This is a genomic window from Mycobacterium sp. NPDC006124, assembly GCF_040614235.1.
Classification (GTDB): Bacteria; Actinomycetota; Actinomycetes; order Mycobacteriales; family Mycobacteriaceae; genus Mycobacterium.
On sequence record NZ_JBEXUA010000009.1, the window covers coordinates 139,360 to 160,549 of the forward strand.

Below are 21,190 nucleotides of genomic sequence, written 5' to 3' on the forward strand. Positions count from 1 at the left end.
CACGTCTCGCGCGGGTCGTCTCGCTCAGCCGCGCGAGGACGAGGCCTTGCCGCGGCCCGCTGCCCTGGACTTCGCTGCGGCCACGACGCCGTCGACGAGCAGGAATGCCAGCAGGCTGATGCCGAACAGCGGCAGGAACCAGCCGAGCCCGACAGCGAGCGCGACGACCAACAGCCCTGTGGGAGTGGACGTCTGGCGCAGCGCTCCGCGAAGCGGCGGACGACCGACCGCCCACGCACCGCCGCGGGTGGGTCGCCTCTGCCACCACATGCGATAGCCCAGGACGACGCCGGTGATCAGACCGACGGCGACGAGCGCCAGCACCACTTGATTCAGCACACCGAACAGGACGCCCATGTGCGCGTCGACCGCCCAGTTCGTCAGCTTGGCCAGGAAGGGCCAGTCCGCGAAGTTCACCCGGTCGACGACCCGCCCCGTGTCGGGGTCGACCGAGATCGCGTCGTAGCGGGTCGGCCAGTCACGTTTCTTCTCGGCGACCTTCCATGCTTGCCCGGGCGCCGTCGGGGGGTACATCCACATCGGCCCGGTCAATCCGGCCTTCTGCGCGGCGGCCAATGCGACGTCGGCACCGCGAAGAGCGTCGTCGCCCATGGCCATCGCGGCGTCATGGTGATGTTCGGCGGGCATCGGATCCACGCCAGGAACAGCGGCCAACGCGGTCTCGACCGTGGGGGCCGTCATGTCCAGATGGGCCTGGATCTGGTTCACCGATTGCCCGCCGTACCGCGACCAGGTGACGCCGGTGACCGACAACCCCAGCAGCGCGACGACGATCCACACGCCCACGGCTCCGTGCCAGGACATGGTTCTGCGACGGCCCGTCGCGGTCCGATCCGGAACGGCCAGCCGACGGAGCCTTCGGGTGCGGGCCCGCTGCCCGAGCCAGAGCACCGATCCCGACAGTGCGATCACCCAGAGCCAGCTCGCGGCGAGCTCGCTGTAGTTGCGTCCGAACGCGCCGAGGTGCAGGTTGCGGTGCAGCTCGTCGAACCAGGCCCGCAGCGGCATCCACTGCCCGAACGTGGTCAGCGCACCACGAACGTCGCCGGTGTAGGGGTCGACGAAGACGGTGCGACCGTAGTCCGGCGGCACGTCTGGCACCGAAAGGGACACCTGCGTCGTCTCATTCGGCTCGGCGGGTGGTCGAATGCTCGCGACCACGCCTTCGGGGTGCGCGGCGCGGACCGCAGTCATCTGTTCGGTGAGCGGTATCCGCGCTTGCCCGACGTGGTCGACGGTGAGCTCGTGGCGGAACACGGTCGCGTCGATCTGCGGGATGAGGGCGTACAGCAGGCCCGTGACGGCGGCGATCAGGATGAACGGGCCGACGAAGACCCCGGCGTAGAAGTGCAGTCTCAGCAACAGGGGTCGAATGCTGCGGTGGCCATGCCGGTTTCGCGGCGCGGAGGCCTCCGGTGGGTTGGTCGAGGGTTGGGTGCGGTCACTAGGTGTCGTGGTCACGACGAATGGCTTCCTTCGTGCGGGCTCGATGGCCCGCCATGGCTGGGCACCGCACCACGAGGCGGCACGGCGATGGTCGGTGACGGGGCGCTATGCGCCGAGCGGTGACCACGCCGGCGGCGCGCGCGTCCCCAGACCGCATCGCCACCAGTCAGCGGGCGGGACGACGAGGGCGGCAGGCTGCCAGGTTCGCACCAGCCTCGCCGGGGAACGGTCGACGGCGACGAGCCGCAGCCACGTCGAGACCGACGTCGCGAGAACGTAAGACCACTCCGAGGCACTGATGAGCAGGGCCAGCACCACCGCGGCCCCCGCATGCGCAGCGAGCATCGGGCCCGACGTCGTCGCAGCGCCGTGGTGTCCGCCCTCGACGGCCAGCACGAGGTGCCCGAGGAACTGCGCGGCACACAGCGCCGAGACGAGGGCGGCGACGTCGCCGCGGGGTTCGGTCCGCGGGACACGCGACGCGGTGGCACCGACCGTCGCGCACACCAGCAGAAGCGCCGGGAGGGTCGCACCGGACGGCAGTCCCCCGCCACCGATCGCATGGGCCACCGCGGTCATCAGAGCCGAGCATCCTCCGACCAGCGCGCCACGCAGCAGCGCGGCGCGGGAGGACGGCGAGCTCACCCGCCGCACCCTACCGCCGAGGCCCGTGACCGGTTAGTCGCGGTGCTTGGGGCCCTTCCCCTTGCCCGGCGGCGGCCCCTGCGGTTCGACGGAGGCGATCGTCGCCGACGACACCGGGGGCGGCGAGCTCGACGACACCGGCGGCGGCGGCGGAGCTGACGTCGTGGTGTCGACGGGGGCGGGGGTGTTGCGCGACTCTGGCGCGAGCGCCAATGCCAGGGCGGTCACCACGACTGCGGCGAGCACCGCCACGGCGGTCAGTGCGGTCCGGCGGCGCGTCCACGATCGCGCCCGTCGGGGCGTGGTGCGCGGGTAGGCGCTCGCCACGACCGGCGCGAACGGGGCGGTGTACACCCGCGTGCTCGGCCTGGGTCCCGCCAGCGCGGCCCGCATCTCGTCGGCAGTGGCGAAACGGACCCGCGGGTCGTGCGCGAGGGCCCGTTCGACAACCGCGGCGAGCGCCGGGTCGACGCCGTCGACCACCGACGCGAGCGGCGGGTGTGAACCGTTCATGATCGAAAAGGCAAGTGCCGCAGCATCGTCGTGGGGATACGGCGATCGGCCGGCGGCCAGTTCGTAGCCGACGACGCCCACCGCGTACAGGTCGTCGGCGACCGACGAGGGAGCCCCTGCCATGCGCTGGGGGCTGGTGTAGGCCATCGTCCCGACCAGCTGCCCCGTGGCGGTGTGCCCGGCGTCGGCGGTCTTGGCGATTCCAAAGTCGGCGACCTTCACATGTCCACCGGGCCCGGTCACGAGGAGATTGGCCGGCTTGATGTCGCGGTGCACGACGCCGGCGGCGTGGGCGACGGACAACGCGGCCAGGACCTCCTCGAGGATGGTGCGAACCCGCAACGGCGGCATGGGGCCACGGCCGATCTCGTCGTGCAGGGTGCCCCCCGGCAGCCGCTCCATGACGATGTACGGAGTGCCGCCGTGGTGGCCGTAGTCGTGGACGGCGACGATGTTGGGATGCGAGAGCCGCGCCGCGGCGCGCGCCTCCTCCTCGAATCGGGCCCGGGCGTCGGGTCTGGCTCCGAGGGCGGGGTGGAGCAGCTTGACCGCGACGGGTCGGCCCAGTCTGGTGTCCCAGCCGTCGCGCACCTCGGCCATCCCGCCGACGCCGAGCACGCCACGCAACTCGTACCGGCCGCCGAGGACGTCAGGCCCGGCCACGGTGCCCGGCCGTCGAGCGTCGAGGCGCGCTCAGCGGCCCGGCAGCCACTGCAGCGCCTTGACGAAGGGCGGCATGACCTTTGCCCACACCTTTGGCGGAAGTCCGCGTGGTCCACCAAGATTGAGGATTCGGGTGGTGGCGATGGTCTGCGGCTCGGTGTACTTGGTCAGGCCCTCGGGCCCGTGTCGGCGACCCATTCCGGAAACCCCCATGCCGCCCATCGGGGCCGCGGTGCTCCCCCAGGTCGGCGCATAGCCCTCGTCGACGTTGACGGTGCCGGCATGGATCCGGGCGGCGATCTGCTCGCCCTCGCGCTTGGTGGCCGCCCACACGCTGGCGTTCAACCCGTAGTCGGTGTCGTTGGCGCGGTCGACCGCCTCGTCGACGTCGGCGACCGGGTAGATCGAGACGAGCGGACCGAACGTCTCCTCGCGGTGGCACTCGGCGTCGGTGGGCACGTTGGTCAGCACGGTGGGTTCGAAGAACAGCGGGCCCAGATCTGGCCGGGCCTTGCCGCCCGCCACGACCGTCGCGCCCTTCACCTTGGCGTCGTCGACGTGGGCCGAGACGGCCTTGATCTGCTCCTCGGAGATCAAGCTGCCCATCTCGACGCCGAATTCGTACCCGCCGCGCAAGGTCATCTTGCGGACGCGGTCGCCGAACACCCGGATGAACTCGTCGGCGATCGACTGCTCGACGTAGATGCGCTCGATCGAGATGCACAGCTGACCGGAGTTGGCGAAGCAGGCGCGGACGGCGGCGTCGGCGACCTCGCGCAGGTTGGCGCCGGCGGTCACGACCATGGGGTTCTTGCCCCCGAGTTCGGCCGAAAAGCCGATCAGCCGGCGTCCGGCCTGCTCGGCGAGCAGCTGCCCGGTGGCGGTGGAGCCGGTGAACATCAGGTACTCGGTGTTCTCCACCAGCGCGGTGCCCACCACCGAGCCCTGCCCGGGGACGACCGCGAACAGGTCGCGCGGCAGACCGGCCTCGTACAGCAGTTCCACGCAGGCCAGCGCGCAATACGGCGTCTGGCTGTCGGGTTTGAGCACCACCGCGTTGCCGGCGAGCAGCGCGGCGATCGCGTCGGACACGGCCAGGGTCATCGGATAGTTCCAGGGCGAGATGATGCCGACGACGCCCTTGGGCTGATACCGCACCACGGTCTTGGTCAGGCCGGGCAACATGCCCGTCACCCGCTGCGGGCGCAGAAGCTTCGGGGCGACGCGCGCATAGTGACGAGCCGTCATCGCGATGTCCAGGATCTCCTCCTGGGCGGCGTTGCGGGACTTGCCGGTCTCGGCCTGCGCCATGTCCATGAGCGAGTCGAGGTTCTTCAGCACCAGGTCGCGGTAGCGGTGGAAGATCGCGGTCCGTTCGCCGACGGGACGAGCGGCCCACTGCTTCTGGGCCACTCGAGCGCGGCTGATCGCGTCCTTGGCGTCCTGGGCGGTGCCGACCGGAATCGTGGCCAACTCCTGGCCGGTGAACACCTCGGTCACCGATCGGGTGGGGCGCTCGGAGGCGTCGGGGATGGCGACGAGGCCGGCGAGCCGTTCGAAGGTGGCGGCAGACGGTGCGGGCATGGTGACTCCTCGGGCGACGGATCGTGGTGATCGGCGGTCTCCGCAGTTCTACCCGATCCGTCGAGTCGGCAATGGTGCGGTCGCGGCCCAGTGTGCCGTAGGTCCGGCCCCACGAATTCAGCTTCGGCGGATCGGCCGTCGTACCATTCGATGGCCCGGCGTCCGCCGTGGCAACCACCGAACAGATAGCCCTATGACCACCCCAGCGCGACTGTCCGACCGCTACGAACTCGGGGAGATCCTCGGTTTCGGTGGCATGTCGGAGGTCCATCTCGCCCGTGACGTGCGGTTACACCGCGACGTCGCGGTCAAGGTGCTGCGCGCGGACCTGGCGAGGGATCCCACGTTCTTCCTGCGTTTCAGCCGCGAGGCGCGCAATGCCGCCGGACTGAACCACCCCGCGATCGTCGCGGTCTACGACAGCGGTGAGGCCGACACCCCCGACGGTCCGCTGCCCTACATCGTCATGGAGTACGTCGACGGCGTCACGCTGCGTGACGTCATTCGCAACGACGGCCCTATCGAGCCGCGCCGGGCCGTCGAGATCATCGCCGACGCCTGCCAGGCACTGAACTACAGCCACCAAAACGGCATCGTCCACCGCGACGTCAAGCCCGCCAACATCATGATCGACCGTGCCGGCGCGGTGAAGGTGATGGACTTCGGCATCGCCCGCGCGTTGCACGACGACGGCGCCAAACTGACCCAGACCTCGGCCGTCATCGGCACTGCGCAGTACCTGTCCCCCGAGCAGGCCAGTGGAGAAAGGGTCGACGCCCGTTCCGACGTGTACTCACTCGGGTGCGTGTTCTACGAGTTGCTCACCGGGGAGCCACCCTTCATCGGCGACACCCCGGTCTCGGTGGCCTATCAACACGTCCGCAAGGACCCACCGCCACCATCGCGGCGCAACCCTGCGTTGTCCCCCGACCTGGACGCCGTGGTGCTCAAGTCGCTGGCGAAGAATCCCGCCAACCGCTACCAGACCGCCGCCGAGATGCGCGCCGACCTGATCCGCGTCCGCGACGGCCTCACACCGGCGGCACCGAAGGTCTTCACCGACGCCGAACACGCCGATCTGGCGTCCACCTCACCCGGGCATCGCCGGGTGGCGCGGTCCGTCGGCGGCTCGGGCCGGCGATGGCTGGCCGTCGGGGCGATTCTGGCCGTGCTCGCAGTCGTGGTGACCATTGCCGTGAACGTCTTCGTCGGTGATCGCCAGCGCGTCCCCGACCTCCGCGGCCAAGGGCAGGCCGATGCGCAGGTGTCGCTGCAGAACCTGGGCTTCAAGACCATCGTCAACCCCGAGCCGAACTCGACGGTCCAGCGCGGGCTGGTGATCAGCACCGAACCCGGCGCCGACGCGACCGCCCGAACCGGCGACACCATCGCCGTCAACGTCTCCAGCGGTCCCGAACAGCGCACGGTGCCCGACGTCGCCGGCTTGAGCCCGGCCGACGCCACCGCCAAACTGAAGAGCGCGGGTTTCGGCGACGTCGGGCAAACGGCCGCGGCCTCCCCCACCGTGCCCGAGGGCGCGGTGAGCGCCACCAGCCCGCCCGCCCAGACGTCGACCGGGATCACCGACGAGATCACGATCATCGTCAGCTCCGGTCCGGGTTCGGTCGAGGTGCCCGACGTCGTCACCCAGCCCTCGGACGTGGCGACGAAGAACCTCAACATCGCGGGTTTCACGAAGATCCTTACCGCGCCGGTCGACGGCCTGCTGCCCGCCGGGCAGGTGGTGGCCATCGACCCGCCGGCCAAGACCCTGCTGCCGGTCGACTCGCCGATCACCATCAAGGTGTCCAAGGGCAACCAGGTGTTGATGCCCGACCTGTCGGGGTCCTTCCACGACGCGGTCGTGCAGCGTCTGGCGCAACTCGGCTTCACCCTGCCGGTCACGGTCGGGCCCGCCATCGACGCCGGCGCCGCCGGTCACTTCAAGGTCGTCCAGCAGGATCCCCCGCCCAACACACCCGTGAACCGCGACGCCACGGTCACCGTCAACTACGGGTCGTGACCGGACGCGGCGAGGACACGCCGGCGTCGTCGGGCGGTGAGGCCCCCAAGGCTCGAGCTGTTGATTGAACTGGGCCGCAAGCAATCCGCCGCCCTCTTCGAGTCCTGATAGCGTGTTGCCGCACCTGAACGGCAGTCCATCCCCCACAATCGGCTGGCGGTGATCACGGCGATCCACCGAACTGACCGATGGGGTGTGCCCATGCTGAGCTGGTTGGCGCTGGCGGCGCTCGTCACCGTCGTCACGGTTGCCGTCGTGGTGAAGCTGCTGGCTCGCCGGCGCGCACCCGACCCAGGCTGGTTCATCGACAGCACTCGGGCCGCAGGAGCCCTCACGGTGATCGGCACCATGTTCGCGGTGCTGCTGGCGTTCACCATCTTCTACGCACTGCAGAACTACCAGCGCGCCCGCGACGGCGGAAGCATGGAGGCCATCTCGGTCACCGAGTTGCACAACGTGGCCGACGTGCTCGAAGGGCACACCGGGACACGGCTGCACGGCGACCTGATCTGCTACTCACGGTCGGTGGTCTTCGACGAATGGCCGGCCATGGAGGGTGGCAAATCGTCTGTCACGGTGCAGCATTGGGTCGACACGATGGTCACCGACTTCGAAGCCACCACTCCGACGAACGCAAAGCAGGAAGCGGCCTACAGTCAATGGTTCGACCAGCAGGCCCAACGTCGCGACGGTCGCCGGGCCCGCGCCGCCGAAGCTGCCCCGTCGGTACCGCCGCCACTGTGGATCGTCCTCGGCATCGGCGCGACGGCCATCCTCAGCTACATGTGCGTACAGGCCGACCGTCGCGAGAGCGCCTTCATCCAGGCGGTGCCCATTGCCTTCGTCTCGGCACTGGTGACCTCGGCACTGCTCGTCGTAGCGTTCCTGGACCACCCGTATGACAGCTGGTCGGGCAGCATCCAGCCCGACCAGATGCGAGTGACGTTGCGCCTCATCGACGACGGGCACGCCGCGCCCTGCGACGCACGGGGCGATCCGACCTAACTGTTGCGTGCCCAGGAGTTCGCACTCGCGTATGAGTCTGCTCATACCCCGGCCGAGGCTGCGCGACGATGTCCGATCCGACGTCTACGATTCCTGCGGCATACCCACGACCGATGGAAGGGGCGAGCAGTGAGTTACACCGCCGCCGACATCACCGAGCTCGACGATGTCCAGCACACACGCCTGCGGCCGGCGGTCAACCTCGGTCTGGACGTGCTCAACACCGCGCTGCGCGAGATCGTCGACAACGCCATCGAAGAGGTCGCCGACCCGAGCCATGGCGGATCGACCGTCACCATCACCCTGCACGCCGACGGCTCGGTCAGCGTCGCCGACGACGGCCGCGGCCTGCCCGTCGACTCCGATCCGGTCAACGGCAAGAACGGCATCGTCAAGACCCTCGGGACGGCGCGGGCGGGCGGCAAGTTCGACGCCCATGCCGACGCGACCAGCACGGGTGCCGGTCTGAACGGAATCGGCGCGGCCGCAGCGGTTTTCATTTCCGCACGCACCGACGTGACGGTGCGCCGGGCCGGCAAGACCTACCTGCAGAGTTTCGGTGGCGGCTACCCCGGGGTGTTCGACGGCAAGGACTTCGACCCCAACGCCCCGTTCACCCGTGGGGACACCCTGAAGTTGCGTGGCACCGGCAATCGCCAGCCCGACGCCCACGGGACGACCGTCCGCATCCTGTTCGACGCGGCGGTGGTGCCGGATTCCACCGTCGACGTCAACGAGGTCCTGCTGCGGGCGCACGCGGCCGCCCGGATGTCGCCGGGCGTGCACCTTCTGGTCGCCGACGAGGGCTGGCCGGGCGAGGAGGTCCGGGCCGAACTGCTCGAACCGTTCCGCGGCCCGTGGGGCACCGACACCCTCCTCGACCTGATGTGCGTCGCCGCCGGCACCCCCGCGCCTGACGTGCGCGCCGTGGTGGAGGGCCGCGGCGAGTACACGACCGGCCGCGGACCCACCCCGTTCCGCTGGTCCCTGACCGCAGGCCCCGCCGAACCGGCCACCGTCGCCGCGTTCTGCAACACCGTGCGCACCCCCGGTGGCGGCTCTCATCTGACCGCCGCGGTGAAGGGATTGTCCGAGGCGCTCGCCGACCGCGCGTCCCGCATCCGCGACCTGGGCCTGGCCAAGGGCGAGGACGGACCGGAGGCACAGGACTTCGCCGCGGTGACCGCGCTTGCCGTGGACACCCGCGCACCCGACGTGAGCTGGGACTCCCAAGCCAAGACCGCGGTGTCGTCGCGCTCACTCAACGTGGCGATGGCTCCGGACGTGGCGCGCAGCGTCACGATCTGGGCCGCCAACCCCGGCAACGGCGAGGCCGTGTCGCGGTGGACCCAGCTGGCGCTGGAGGCCGCCCGAGCGCGCCGCAGCGCCGAGGGTGCCAAGGCCAGGTCCCGCGCGGCGTCGAAGGCCAAGGGGCTGGGCACGAACCTGTCGCTGCCGCCGAAGCTGCTGCCCAGCCGGGAGACCGGCCGCGGCTCGGGCGCCGAGCTGTTCCTCTGCGAGGGTGATTCCGCGCTCGGCACGATCAAGGCCGCCCGCGACGCCACCTTCCAGGCGGCCTTCCCGCTGAAGGGCAAGCCCCCCAACGTCTACGGATTCACGCTGAACAAGGCGCGAATCAAGGACGAGTTCGACTCGATCGAGCGCATCCTGGGCTGCGGCGTTCGCGACAACTGCGACCCGGAGTCCTGCCGGTACGACCGGATCCTGTTCGCCTCCGACGCCGACCCCGACGGAGGCAACATCAACTCCAGCCTCATCTCGATGTTCCTGGACTTCTACCGGCCGTTGGTGAAGGCCGGCATGGTCTACGTGACGTTGCCGCCGCTGTTCGTGGTCAAGGACGGGCAGGAGCGGATCTACTGCCAGGACGAGTCCGAACGTGACGCTGCGGTGGCCCAACTGAAGGCCACCTCCAAACGCAAGGTGGAGGTTCAGCGCAACAAGGGCCTCGGCGAGATGGACGCCGACGACTTCTGGAACACCGTGCTGGATCCGGAGCGGCGCACCGTGATTCGGGTGCACCTCGACGACGGCGACCCGAAATTGCACCACACCCTGTTCGGCGGACCGCCGGAGGGCCGACGCACGTGGATGGCCGATGTCGCCTCCCGCGTCGACACCCTTGCGCTCGACCTCAGCTAGGAGAACCCGTGACCGCCACCCTGGACGTTCCCGAGCAGAATCCGGACCTGGTGCTCGACCAGAGCGCCGACGACTACTGGAACCACTACCAGCTGACCTTCGCGCTCTACAGCGTCAGCGACCGCGCCATCCCGTCCGCGTTCGACGGGCTCAAGCCCGGCCAGCGCCGACTGCTCTACCAGATGCACGACTCCCGGCTGCTGCCGGGGAACAAGCCACAGAAGTCCTCCAAGGTCTGTTCGGCCGTCACCGGCAACCTGCACCCGCACGGTGGGGCGTCGATGTACGGGGCGGCGGCGCTGATGGCCGCCGAGTTCCAGCGTGTGAAGGTCATCGACGGGCAGGGCGCGTTCCCCCGCATCCAGGGCGACATCCCCGCCGCCGATCGGTACACCGAGATGCGGCTGTCGGCACCCGGGGCGGCACTGACCGCCGAACTGAACGACCACGCGGTGCCGATGGTCCCGACGTTCGACGGGGAATGGATCGAGCCGACGGTGCTGCCCGCTCAGTGGCCGGTGCTGCTGTGCAACGGTGCCGTCGGCATCGCCGAGGGCTGGGCCACCAAGGTGCCTGCGCACAATCCCCGCGAGATCATGGCTGCGTGCCGGGCGTTGTTGAAGACCCCGAACATGACCGACGACAGGTTGATGAAACTCATCCCCGGCCCCGACTGGGGCTGCGGTGCCACCGTGGTGGGCACGGCCGGGTTGCGGGAGTACATCACCACCGGGCGCGGACAGCTCACGGTACGCGGCACGGTGTCGGTCGACGGGAAGAACGTCGTCGTCACCGAGCTGCCACCCGGCGTCGCGAGCAACACCGTGCAGGAACGGATCCGGGCGCTGGTCGAATCGGGGGAAATGTCGGGGGTCGCCGACATGTCCGACCTGACCGACCGCCGCAACGGGCTGCGCATCGTGGTCACCGCCAAACGTGGCCACAGTGCCGAGACGATCCGCGACCAGCTGCTTGCCCTCACACCGCTGGAGTCGACGTTCGCGGCCAGCCTGGTCGCGCTCGACGAGGACCGGGTGCCACGCTGGTGGACGGTGCGCGAGCTGATCGGCGCCTTCCTGCACCTGCGCGATTCAGTGGTGTTGCGGCGCAGCGAGTACCGACTGGACAAGGTCACCGATCGGCGCCACCTGGTGACCGGCCTGATGACCATCCACCTGGACATCGACGCCGCGGTGGCCGTGATCCGCGGGTCCGACACCGTCGACGAAGCCCGCACCGGTCTGCAGGAGCGATTCGGCATCGATGCCGTCCAAGCCGATTACGTTCTGGCGCTGCAACTTCGGCGCCTGACGAAGCTCGACGTGATCGAGCTACAGGCCGAGGCGGAGAAGCTGGATGCCGAGTTCGCCGAGCTGACAGAATTGGTGGACAACCCCGATGCGCGCCGAGTGGTGATCGACAAGGAGCTCGTCGAGACCGCCAAGCTGTTCAAGGGCCCCGAGTTCGACCGGCGAACGGTGCTGGACTTCGAGGCGGTACCGGTGACGTCCAGTTCGGACGAGGAGGGCTCCCGCGAACGAAAGACCAACGCCGCGTGGCGACTCGACGACCGGGGCGTCTTCTCCGACAGCCACGGCGAGCTGCTGACCTCGGGCCTGGGTTGGGCGGTCTGGACCGACGGTCGGGTGAAGTTCACCACCGGCGGCGGGCTGCCCTACAAGATTCGCGACATCCCCGTGGCTCCGGACATCACCGGGCTGGTGCGATCCGGCGTGCTGTCCGACGGCCACCACTTGGCCTTGGTGACGCGCCGCGGAAAAGTGCTGCGCATAGACCCCGCCGCGGTGAATCCGCAGGGCGCGGCCGGCAACGGTGTGGCCGGCGTCAAGCTGGCGGCCGACGGCGACGAAGTCATCGCCGCCTTGCCGCTGACGTGTGAGAACGGCGAGGCCATTCTGTCGATTTCCGAAAGGGCTTGGAAGGTAACCGAAGTCGCCGACATCCCGGTCAAGGGCCGCGGCGGCGCCGGCGTCGGCTTCCATCCGTTCGTCGGCGGCGAGTCCGCACTGATGGCCGCGACGGTGTCGGCGACCGGTTTCGTGCGCGGCACCAGAGCAGTCCGGGCCGAGAAGCGCGCCAAGGCGTCGGTCAAGGGGTCCGGCGCGGACGTGACGCCCGCGGGCTGATGGAAGGGCGCTGCGGTCAGCCGCGGGCGAGCGCCGGCGCGCCTAGTCTCAAGCGGCTCGATTAACTCGAGCTGGCCCCCAGCACACCGAGAGTGCACACCCGGTTCGAGGTGCCGACCTTCCCGGAGGTCAGCGTGCGTCGGATGCCACCGGGCTAGCCTTCGTAGAACGGGTCAGTCGTCGTTCGAAGGGTGCGTCATGACAGCCAACCACTATCCGTTCGAGGGCAAGACCGTCCTGGTCACGGGCGGAGGGACCGGGATCGGGCGGGCCATCGCCGAGGCGTTCCTGCTCAACGGCGCAAACGTCGCCATCAGCGGACGCCGACGCCACGTCCTCGACGACGTTCTCCGTGGACAGCCCGAGGCGCGAACGCTCGCGGTGGAGGCCGACGTCACCGACGACGATTCGGCGCGGTCGATGGTTCGGGCCGTCGTCGACCGCTTCGGAGCACTCGACGTATTGGTCAACAACGCGGCGGATTACACCAGTGGGCCCTTCGACGAACTCACCCTCGACCGCTGGCAAGCCATCCGGTCGACCAACATCGACGGCTTCGTCCACGTCGTCCGTCATGCACTGGGCGAACTCGAGAAGACCGGCGGCAACGTGGTGGTCGTCGGATCGGTCTCCGGCCTGCGCGGCGACTGGGGCCAATCTGCCTACAACGCAACCAAAGCCGCCATCATGAACTTCGTCCAATCGCTGGCACTGGACTACGGGCCACGCGGCGTACGCCTCAACGCCGTCGCCCCCGCGCTGACCATCACCGACATCACCAAGGACATCGAAGACGACGAGACCGCCCTGGCTGCGGCGGTCAACCGCATCGCGCTCGGCCGTCCGGCGCGCCCTGCGGACATCGCTCCGGCGGTGCTGTTCCTCGCCAGCCCCGACGCCGCCTACATCACCGGGGCGTGGCTACCCGTCGACGGCGGCACGTCTGCCAGTACCGGACAGGCCCACTAGAAGCGGAAGCCTCGACACGGCGCACCACGCCCCGCCAACCGAGCCGGATCCGCCGGGCGCCCAAGCCGAGCGGATCGGCGCCATCTTCGACGGCGTCGCCGTCGACTCCTACGACGCGGAGAGGGTCGCCGAGGAAGCGTTGGCCTCCCTGGGACTGCTCGCGGGTCTACCGTGAGGTACATGACCGGCGCCGACGGATTTCACCCCGACTTTCCCGACGACCACGAGCACCCCCCGCCCCGCAATCGCGTGCGACACGTCAAATCCTCCGATCTCGACGCCAGCACCGCCCAGTCCGAGGGCATGCGACGGTTCGCCGCCCTCAGCGGAGCGACCGTCGGCACCGAGAAGCTCTGGATGGGTGAGACCATCGCCGAACCGGGGACCGTGTCGGCCAATCACCACCACGGCGACTCCGAGACGGTGATCTTCATCCGCGCCGGACACCCCGAGTTCGTCTTCTCTGACGGCGCCGAGGACGTGCGCATCCGGACCGAGCCCGGCGACTACGTCTTCGTGCCCCCGCATCTGCCGCACCGCGAGGAGAATCCCGATCCGGCCACGCCGGCGGAGATGGTCATCGCGCGCAGCAGTCAGGAGGCCATCGTGGTCAATCTTCCGGCGCTGTACGCACTCTGAGCCTCGAATGCGGTCGCTGCCCACGGAGGTTGAAGTACCGGCACAGCAGGAAGAAGGCCGCCGGGACGGCCAGCATGACCAGCAGTTGAAACAGCTCGCTCATGGCTCATGCCTACCGGCGCGACCAGGCGGAGCGCCACGGCTCCCACGAAATCTCTACGCGCGCCGATCAACTCGACGCAACCGCAAAACCCGCCCCGACCACCGTGAACGCCCGACGCGGTTGCTGCCGTGGCCCAGACGTTCCTGACGGTTCGTTGACGCCGCGGATGCCACTGTGACGCAGACGGCGCGCTAGGGAACCGTAAAGACGATGGCCGCGGCGCGCGCCGTCGGCTGCAATGACTCCATGAGCTCCCCCGCTGCACGGTCGACGTCCGGACGACGATGACCGCGAACACCGCCATGGCACCGGATTCGTCGCCACGGGTCCGCCCCCGCAGCGTCGGCAACTCGGCCCGGATGGTCATCGTCGTCGGCGCGCTGGGCGTGGTGTTCGGCGACATCGGGACCAGCCCGATCTACACCCTGCAAACGGTGTTCAACCCCGCCGACCCACACCCCGTGCCATTGTCCGACCAGAACGTCTACGGCGTGGTCTCGTTGATCTTCTGGTCTGTGATGGCGATCGTCACCCTGACCTACGTGGCGCTGGTGATGCGGGCTGACAACCACGGCGAAGGCGGCATCATGGCGCTCATCACCCTCCTGCGTCGATGGGCCACCCAGCGCGGACGCCGCACGGCAAGGGCCCTGGCGGCGTTGGGCATCTTCGGGGCGGCCTTGTTCTTCGGCGACAGCATGATCACCCCGGCGATCTCGGTGCTCTCGGCGGTCGAAGGCGTCAAGGTCATCGCTCCGGGCCTGGAATCGTGGATCGTTCCCGCGACCACCGTGATCATCGTGGCGCTCTTCGCGGTTCAGCGGCACGGCACGGCGGCGGTGGGCAGATTCTTCGGACCCGTGATGGTCGCCTGGTTCGTCGCCATCGGCGCGTGCGGTGTCGTGGGCATCGCGGGCAACCCCGCCATCTTGCGTGCACTGTCTCCGACATATGCGGTGTCATTCCTGTTCGGGCACTTCGACATCGCCTTCTTCGCGTTGGCGGCGATCGTGCTCGCGGTGACCGGCGCCGAGGCCCTCTACGCCGATATGGGCCACTTCGGCCGCAAGGTGATAACCCGCGGCTGGCTGCTGCTGGTGCTGCCCGCCTGCACGCTGAGCTATCTGGGCCAGGGCGCTCTGCTGCTCGCCGATCCCGACGCCGTGCAGTCACCGTTCTTCCTGCTGATTCCCGACTGGGCTCGCATCCCGATGGTCCTACTGGCCACTGCCGCAACGGTGATCGCGTCTCAAGCAGTCGTCACCGGCGCCTTCTCGGTGGCCTCCCAAGCCGCGCAACTGGGATACCTGCCACGTCTGCGCATCGAACACACCTCCCCGTCGGTCATCGGTCAGGTCTACGTGCCATGGGTCAACGGCGTGCTGATGGTCGCGGTGGTGGCCTTGGTCTTGACCTTCCAGACGTCGGCGGCGCTGGCGTATGCCTTCGGCATGGCCGTCACCGGCACGATCACCATCACCACCGTGCTGTTCCTCTACCTTGCCCGCACGCGCTGGCGCACCCCACTGCCCGTCGTCCTGGTCGGCGGCGGCGTGCTGCTGCTGATCGACGGGTTGTTCCTTGCCGCGAACATGACCAAGCTCGTGCACGGTGCGTGGCTGCCGCTGCTGATCGGCGTCATCGCCTTCACCGTGATGACCACCTGGCAGCGCGGTCGCGCCATCGTCACCGATGCCCGCGAGCACCTCGAGGGTCCGCTTCACGACTCGGTGGTCGGTCTCGCACATCGAGACCCACCCCTGGTGCGAATCCCGGGTACGGCAGTATTCCTCAACCGCGGCAAGGACACTGCGCCCCTGTCGATGCTCTCGCTCGTCGAACACACCAACGTGCTTCACGAGCGCGTGGTGATCGTGTCCGTCGACGTCGAACCCGTTCCCCGGATCGCCGACTCCGATCGTGTCGTCATCGACGATCTCGGCCCGACCGGCGACGGTGTGCTCCACGCGAGCCTGCGGTATGGCTACATGGAGCGGCCCGACGTGCCGGCCGCTCTCAGGTTCATCGATCCGGCGCGGACCGAGGGCCCCGTCGACTTGGAGCAAGCGTCGTTCTTCGTGTCCAAGGTCGACCTGAGCCCCGGGCCCGGGCACGAGATGGCGGCGTGGCGAAAGCGGTTGTTCCTGACCACCTCTCACATCGCAGCTGACGCGGCGGGCCACTTCAACCTTCCCCTGGACCGGACCGTCGTGGTCGGGTCACGCATCGAGGTGTGACGAGTCAACGGATCGTCAAGGTTCGTCGAATCGGCGTCAGGATCCCGTCTGGATTGACGACTTTCGTCGTCGTCGGTCCCAGGATGGAGTCGGGTCGCCGTCTCGGCGTACCGACGAAGGGAACTCGCGATGCACACCCTCGTGTTGGATCGGCACCACCCCGAGCAGCCACCCGCCGACGTTGCGAAGACCTGGCTCACCGCGTTTCGGTCGGCGTTCGACTTCGGCGCGATGACGTGTCCCGCGTCCCAGCTGGCCGATCCGTCCCTCGCCGCATGGATCGGCGCCCGCGGCGTGTGCGTGGACGTCGAGAGCGCCGCGGACCTCGACACCGCGTTGTCCGTCGGCGTCGCTCCCGCACGTATCGTCCTGCACGGCAGCGACTCCGACGATGCGTTGCTGCGGCGCGACGTCGAGGTCGGAATCGGCCACTGCGTGATCGGCTCGGTGCTGCAGGCTGCCAACCTCGCGACGGTGGCACGGCGGCGCATCCCGGTTACCCTCGGCGTCACCGAGGACGGCACGGGGCCCGAAGCCGCAGTGCTGTCCAGTGGGCGCCTCCAACCCGTCGGCATGCATATGAGAGTCGACGACATCCCGGGCCTCGGCCCGGCGACGTCGCTCGTGATCGCGAAGATGGGCGACGTCAGGCGCCGACGCGGACTCCTGTTGACCAGGGTCACCCTCGCCGACGTAGACCTGCGCGGCGCCACCCCACGTCTCATGGCTCTTGCCGCCGCCGCGATCGAAGACGCCGTGGACGAGTCGTGCGCCCGACACCGCTTTCCCCGGCCCACCGTCGTCCTCTCCCCACCGACTACGGACCGAACGCACGGGCGCTTCGCCGCCTGACCGGCCGATCTCCCCGGGCGATGCTCGAAATCCGTCAAGGTCAGCTCCGGCGACGTAAAGGAACCGTAAAGGCCCCCGGTCGGGTCGATTTCGGGGTCTAACTTTCGATTCTGTGACCGCCGCGTGCTCGCCGCGGCCACCACGAGGTGGGCGACCGCCCACCTCGCCCTCTGAACGGAGATGAAATGTCGGTGTTGCTGTACGTCGGGCTGACGGTGGCGATCTTCGCGCTGCTCGGCCTGGTGCAGAAGTTGGTCGAGGGACTGTGAGCATCCAGAACGCGATCGGCCTGGTGCTGGCCGCAGGTCTCGCGGTGTTCATGGTTGCCGCCCTGCTCTTTCCGGAGAGGTTCTAGTGAGCTCGACGACCGCGGGGCTGCTGTTCCTCGCCCTCTTGATTCTGGCGCTGGCCGCGGTGCACGTGCCGCTCGGCGACTACATGTACCGCGTCTACGACTCGGACGAGGACTCTCGCGTCGAGCGGTTCGTCTATCGGGTCATCGGCGCCGACCCGAAGGCCGAGCAGAGTTGGGGCGCTTACGCCCGCAGCGTGCTCGCGTTCTCAGCCGTTGGCATCCTGGCGCTGTTCACGTTGCAACTCGTCCAGGGCAAGCTGCCGCTGCACCTCGCCGACCCGGCCACTCCGATGACCCCGGCGCTGGCGTGGAACACCGCCGTCAGCTTCGTCACCAACACCAACTGGCAGGCCTACTCCGGTGAGAGCACCCAGGGCCACCTCGTCCAGATGGCCGGCCTGTCGGTGCAGAACTTCGTCTCCGCCGCGGTCGGCATGTCCGTAGCCGTCGCCCTGGTACGCGGCTTCGCCCGCAGACGCACCAGCGACGTGGGCAACTTCTGGGTCGACCTGGTGCGCGGGACGATCCGCATCCTGCTGCCGATCGCGCTCGTCGCGGCCGTCATCCTCGTCGCCGGCGGCGCCATCCAGAACTTCCACCTGCACGACCAGATCGTCACGACCCTGAACGGGACGCAGCAGACCATCACCGGTGGTCCCGTCGCCAGCCAAGAGGCCATCAAGGAACTCGGCACCAACGGCGGCGGCTTCTACAACGCCAACTCCGCCCACCCCTTCGAGAACCCCACCGCGTGGACGAACTGGGTGGAGATCTTCCTGCTGCTGGTCATCTCGTTCTCGTTGCCGCGCACGTTCGGGCGGATGGTCGAGAGCCGTAAGCAGGGGTACGCCATCGTCGCGGTCATGGGAGTCATCGCCACACTCAGTGTTTCGCTGATGATGTTCTTCCAGGTTCAGGCCCACGGCACCGTCCCGACGGCGGTGGGCTCGGCGATGGAGGGCGTGGAGACACGCTTCGGCGTGCCCGACTCGGCAGTCTTCGCCAGCGCCACGACGCTGACGTCGACCGGCGCGGTCGACTCCTTCCACGACTCCTATACGAGCCTCGGCGGCATGATGACGCTGTTCAACATGCAGCTCGGCGAAATCGCACCCGGCGGTACGGGTTCGGGCCTCTACGGCATGCTGATCCTGGCGATCATCACGGTGTTCGTCGCCGGATTGATGGTCGGGCGTACACCCGAATACCTCGGCAAGAAGATCACCCCGCGGGAGATCAAGCTCGCCGCCGCCTACTTCCTGGTGACCCCGCTGATCGTGCTGACCGGCACCGCCGTCGCGATGGCGCTGCCCGATCAGCGCGCCTCGATGCTCAACACCGGCCCCCACGGCCTGTCGGAGGTGTTGTACGCCTTCACTTCCGCGGCCAACAACAACGGTTCTGCCTTCGCCGGCATCAGCGTCAACACCACCTGGTACAACACCGCACTGGGGTTGGCGATGGTGTTCGGCCGCTTCCTGCCGATCATCCTGGTGCTCGCGCTGGCCGGCTCGTTGGCCAGACAGGGCAGCACCCCGGAGTCCGTCGGGACTCTGCCCACGCACCGGCCGCAGTTCGTCGGCATGGTCGTCGGCGTCACCGTCATCCTCGTGGCCCTGACGTTCCTCCCCGTCTTGGCGCTCGGCCCCCTCGCTGAAGGAATCCACTGACATGTCCACCCCCACCATCGATTCCACTCCGACCCACTACTCCGTTCCCGCTCCGGCGAAGGCCGGGGTCAAGGGCGGGTTGCTCGACCCCAAGATGCTCTGGCGCTCGATGCCCGACGCCGTGAAGAAGCTGGATCCGCGCACCCTGTGGCGCAACCCGGTGATGTTCATCGTCGAGATCGGCGCCGTGTGGAGCACGGTGCTGGCCGTCGTCGAACCGTCCTGGTTTGGCTGGCTCACCGTCATCTGGCTGTGGCTCACCGTCGTCTTCGCCAATCTCGCCGAAGCCGTCGCAGAAGGGCGCGGCAAGGCCCAGGCAGACACCCTGCGCAAGGCCAAGACCGACATGGTCGCCCGTCGCCTGAACGGATGGTCCCCGGGAACGGCAGGCACCGAGGAAGAGGTCGCCGCCCCACTGCTACAGCAAGGCGACCTGGTCGTCGTGGAAGCCGGTCAGGTCATCCCCGGCGACGGTGACGTCGTCGAGGGCATCGCCTCGGTCGACGAGTCGGCCATCACCGGCGAATCCGCCCCCGTGATCCGCGAGTCCGGCGGCGACCGGTCCGCGGTCACCGGCGGCACCACGGTGCTGTCGGACCGCATCGTCGTCAAGATCACCCAGAAGCCGGGCGAGAGCTTCATCGACCGGATGATCGCCCTCGTCGAAGGGGCCAACCGCCAGAAGACGCCCAACGAGATCGCGCTGAACATCCTGCTCGCGGCGCTGACGCTGATCTTCGTCTTCGCCGTGGCGACCCTGCAGCCCATGGCGATCTTCTCCAAGTCCAACAATCCCGGGGTGGCGGATTCGCTGGCGCTGGACGCCAACGGCGTCACCGGCATCGTCATGGTGGCATTGCTGGTCTGCCTCATCCCCACGACCATCGGCGCCCTGCTGTCGGCCATTGGGATCGCGGGGATGGACCGTCTCGTGCAGCGCAACGTGCTCGCGATGTCCGGACGCGCCGTCGAAGCCGCCGGGGACGTCAACGTGCTGCTGCTCGACAAGACCGGCACCATCACCCTCGGCAACCGGCAGGCCGCCGAGTTCGTGCCGCTGCCCGGGGTCACCCCCGATCGGCTCGCCGACGCCGCCCAACTGTCCAGCTTGGCCGACGAGACCCCCGAGGGACGCTCCATCGTCGTGTTCGCCAAGCAGGAGTTCGGACTTCGGGCCCGCACCCCCGGTGAGCTCTCCGGTGCCGAGTGGGTCGAGTTCACCGCCGCCACCCGCATGTCCGGGGTGAATCTCGAGGACGGCCACCAGTTGCGCAAGGGCGCAACCGCTTCGGTGGCGGAGTGGATCCGCAGCCAGGGCGGAACCGTCCCCACGGCGTTGACCGACGTCGTCGACGGGATCTCCTCTGGCGGAGGCACTCCGCTGGCCGTCGGTGAGGTGCGCAACGGGTCCGCGTCGGTGCTCGGCGTCATCGCGCTCAAGGACGTCGTCAAGCAGGGCATGCGGGAACGGTTCGAGGAGATGCGCCGCATGGGCATTCGCACGGTGATGATCACCGGTGACAACCCCCTGACCGCCAGGGCCATTGCCGACGAGGCCGGCGTCGACGACTTCCTCGCCGAGGCCACCCCCGAGGACAAGCTGGCACTGATCAAACGCGAGCAGGAGGGCGGCAAGCTCGTCGCGATGACCGGCGACGGCACCAACGACGCGCCCGCCCTGGCCCAGGCCGACGTCGGCGTCGCGATGAACACCGGTACGTCGGCAGCCAAGGAGGCCGGCAACATGGTCGACCTCGACTCCGACCCGACCAAGCTCATCGAGATCGTCGAGATCGGCAAGCAACTGCTGATCACCCGCGGGGCGTTGACCACGTTCTCCATCGCCAACGACATCGCGAAGTACTTCGCGATCATCCCGGCGCTGTTCGTGTCGTTGTTCCCGGGTCTGGACCTGCTCAACGTCATGCGGCTGCACAGCCCGCAGTCGGCGATCCTGTCAGCGGTCATCTTCAACGCGATCGTCATCATCGCGCTGATCCCGTTGTCGCTGCGAGGTGTTCGATACACCCCCAGCAGCGCCTCGAAACTGCTCAGCCGCAACCTACTCATCTACGGCGTCGGCGGCATCGTCGCCCCGTTCGTCGGCATCAAACTCATCGACCTGTTGATCCAATTCCTCCCAGGGATGTCCTAA

The 21,190-nt window shown here is 68.6% G+C and carries 16 protein-coding genes; 12 read left to right on the plus strand and 4 right to left on the minus strand.

Annotated elements, in window-relative coordinates; translation table 11 throughout:
• Nucleotides 1–24: 24 nt before the first annotated feature.
• The 4 genes from ABZ195_RS19435 to ABZ195_RS19450 form a co-directional block, all read right to left on the minus strand.
• Complete coding sequence (locus ABZ195_RS19435) at nt 25–1,395, minus strand: PepSY domain-containing protein (protein WP_355220683.1); 1,371 nt, start codon at nt 1,393–1,395, stop codon at nt 25–27.
• Between the two features lie 177 nt (nt 1,396–1,572).
• Nucleotides 1,573–2,112: a hypothetical protein gene (locus ABZ195_RS19440; RefSeq protein WP_355220612.1), complete on the minus strand. Its 540-nt coding sequence runs from the start codon at nt 2,110–2,112 to the stop codon at nt 1,573–1,575.
• A 33-nt stretch (nt 2,113–2,145) separates the two neighbouring features.
• On the minus strand, nt 2,146–3,288 hold the full coding sequence (locus ABZ195_RS19445; protein ID WP_355220614.1) for a serine/threonine-protein kinase: 1,143 nt from the start codon (nt 3,286–3,288) through the stop codon (nt 2,146–2,148).
• Nucleotides 3,289–3,318: 30 nt separating this feature from the next.
• Entirely contained in the window at nt 3,319–4,872 is a 1,554-nt protein-coding gene (locus tag ABZ195_RS19450) for a succinic semialdehyde dehydrogenase (protein WP_355220616.1), read from the minus strand.
• A 193-nt stretch (nt 4,873–5,065) separates the two neighbouring features.
• Here ABZ195_RS19450 and pknB point away from each other — a divergent pair, with 193 nt between their 5' ends.
• The 12 genes from pknB to kdpB all read left to right on the plus strand — a co-directional run bounded on the left by pknB (nt 5,066) and on the right by kdpB (nt 21,190).
• Nucleotides 5,066–6,895: a Stk1 family PASTA domain-containing Ser/Thr kinase gene (pknB, locus tag ABZ195_RS19455; protein WP_355220618.1), complete on the plus strand. Its 1,830-nt coding sequence runs from the start codon at nt 5,066–5,068 to the stop codon at nt 6,893–6,895.
• A 201-nt stretch (nt 6,896–7,096) separates the two neighbouring features.
• Nucleotides 7,097–7,900, plus strand: a complete 804-nt coding sequence (locus ABZ195_RS19460; RefSeq protein WP_355220620.1) for a hypothetical protein — start codon at nt 7,097–7,099, stop codon at nt 7,898–7,900.
• Between the two features lie 129 nt (nt 7,901–8,029).
• Nucleotides 8,030–10,063: a toprim domain-containing protein gene (locus tag ABZ195_RS19465; protein WP_355220622.1), complete on the plus strand. Its 2,034-nt coding sequence runs from the start codon at nt 8,030–8,032 to the stop codon at nt 10,061–10,063.
• Nucleotides 10,064–10,071: 8 nt separating this feature from the next.
• Entirely contained in the window at nt 10,072–12,210 is a 2,139-nt protein-coding gene (locus ABZ195_RS19470; RefSeq protein ID WP_355220623.1) for a DNA gyrase subunit A, read from the plus strand.
• 198 nt (nt 12,211–12,408) lie between these two features.
• A complete protein-coding gene (locus tag ABZ195_RS19475) occupies nt 12,409–13,179 on the plus strand; it encodes an SDR family NAD(P)-dependent oxidoreductase (RefSeq protein WP_355220625.1) in 771 nt (256 codons plus the stop codon).
• Nucleotides 13,180–13,359: 180 nt separating this feature from the next.
• Nucleotides 13,360–13,818, plus strand: coding sequence for a cupin domain-containing protein (locus ABZ195_RS19480; RefSeq protein WP_355220627.1), 459 nt, complete (start codon nt 13,360–13,362; stop codon nt 13,816–13,818).
• 462 nt (nt 13,819–14,280) lie between these two features.
• Nucleotides 14,281–16,158 carry a KUP/HAK/KT family potassium transporter gene (locus ABZ195_RS19485; protein ID WP_355220685.1) on the plus strand — a complete coding sequence of 626 codons (1,878 nt, stop codon included), beginning with the start codon at nt 14,281–14,283 and terminating at the stop codon, nt 16,156–16,158.
• A gap of 129 nt (nt 16,159–16,287) precedes the next feature.
• Nucleotides 16,288–17,010, plus strand: a complete 723-nt coding sequence (locus ABZ195_RS19490) for a hypothetical protein (protein WP_355220628.1) — start codon at nt 16,288–16,290, stop codon at nt 17,008–17,010.
• Between the two features lie 146 nt (nt 17,011–17,156).
• On the plus strand, nt 17,157–17,279 hold the full coding sequence (locus tag ABZ195_RS19495) for a hypothetical protein (protein WP_355220630.1): 123 nt from the start codon (nt 17,157–17,159) through the stop codon (nt 17,277–17,279).
• Nucleotides 17,276–17,365: a K(+)-transporting ATPase subunit F gene (kdpF, locus tag ABZ195_RS19500; protein WP_263996853.1), complete on the plus strand. Its 90-nt coding sequence runs from the start codon at nt 17,276–17,278 to the stop codon at nt 17,363–17,365. Before ABZ195_RS19495 ends, kdpF begins: the two co-directional genes overlap by 4 nt.
• Complete coding sequence (gene kdpA / locus ABZ195_RS19505) at nt 17,365–19,035, plus strand: potassium-transporting ATPase subunit KdpA (RefSeq protein WP_355220632.1); 1,671 nt, start codon at nt 17,365–17,367, stop codon at nt 19,033–19,035. Before kdpF ends, kdpA begins: the two co-directional genes overlap by 1 nt.
• 1 nt (nt 19,036) lies before the next feature.
• Nucleotides 19,037–21,190, plus strand: coding sequence for a potassium-transporting ATPase subunit KdpB (gene kdpB, locus ABZ195_RS19510; protein WP_355220634.1), 2,154 nt, complete (start codon nt 19,037–19,039; stop codon nt 21,188–21,190).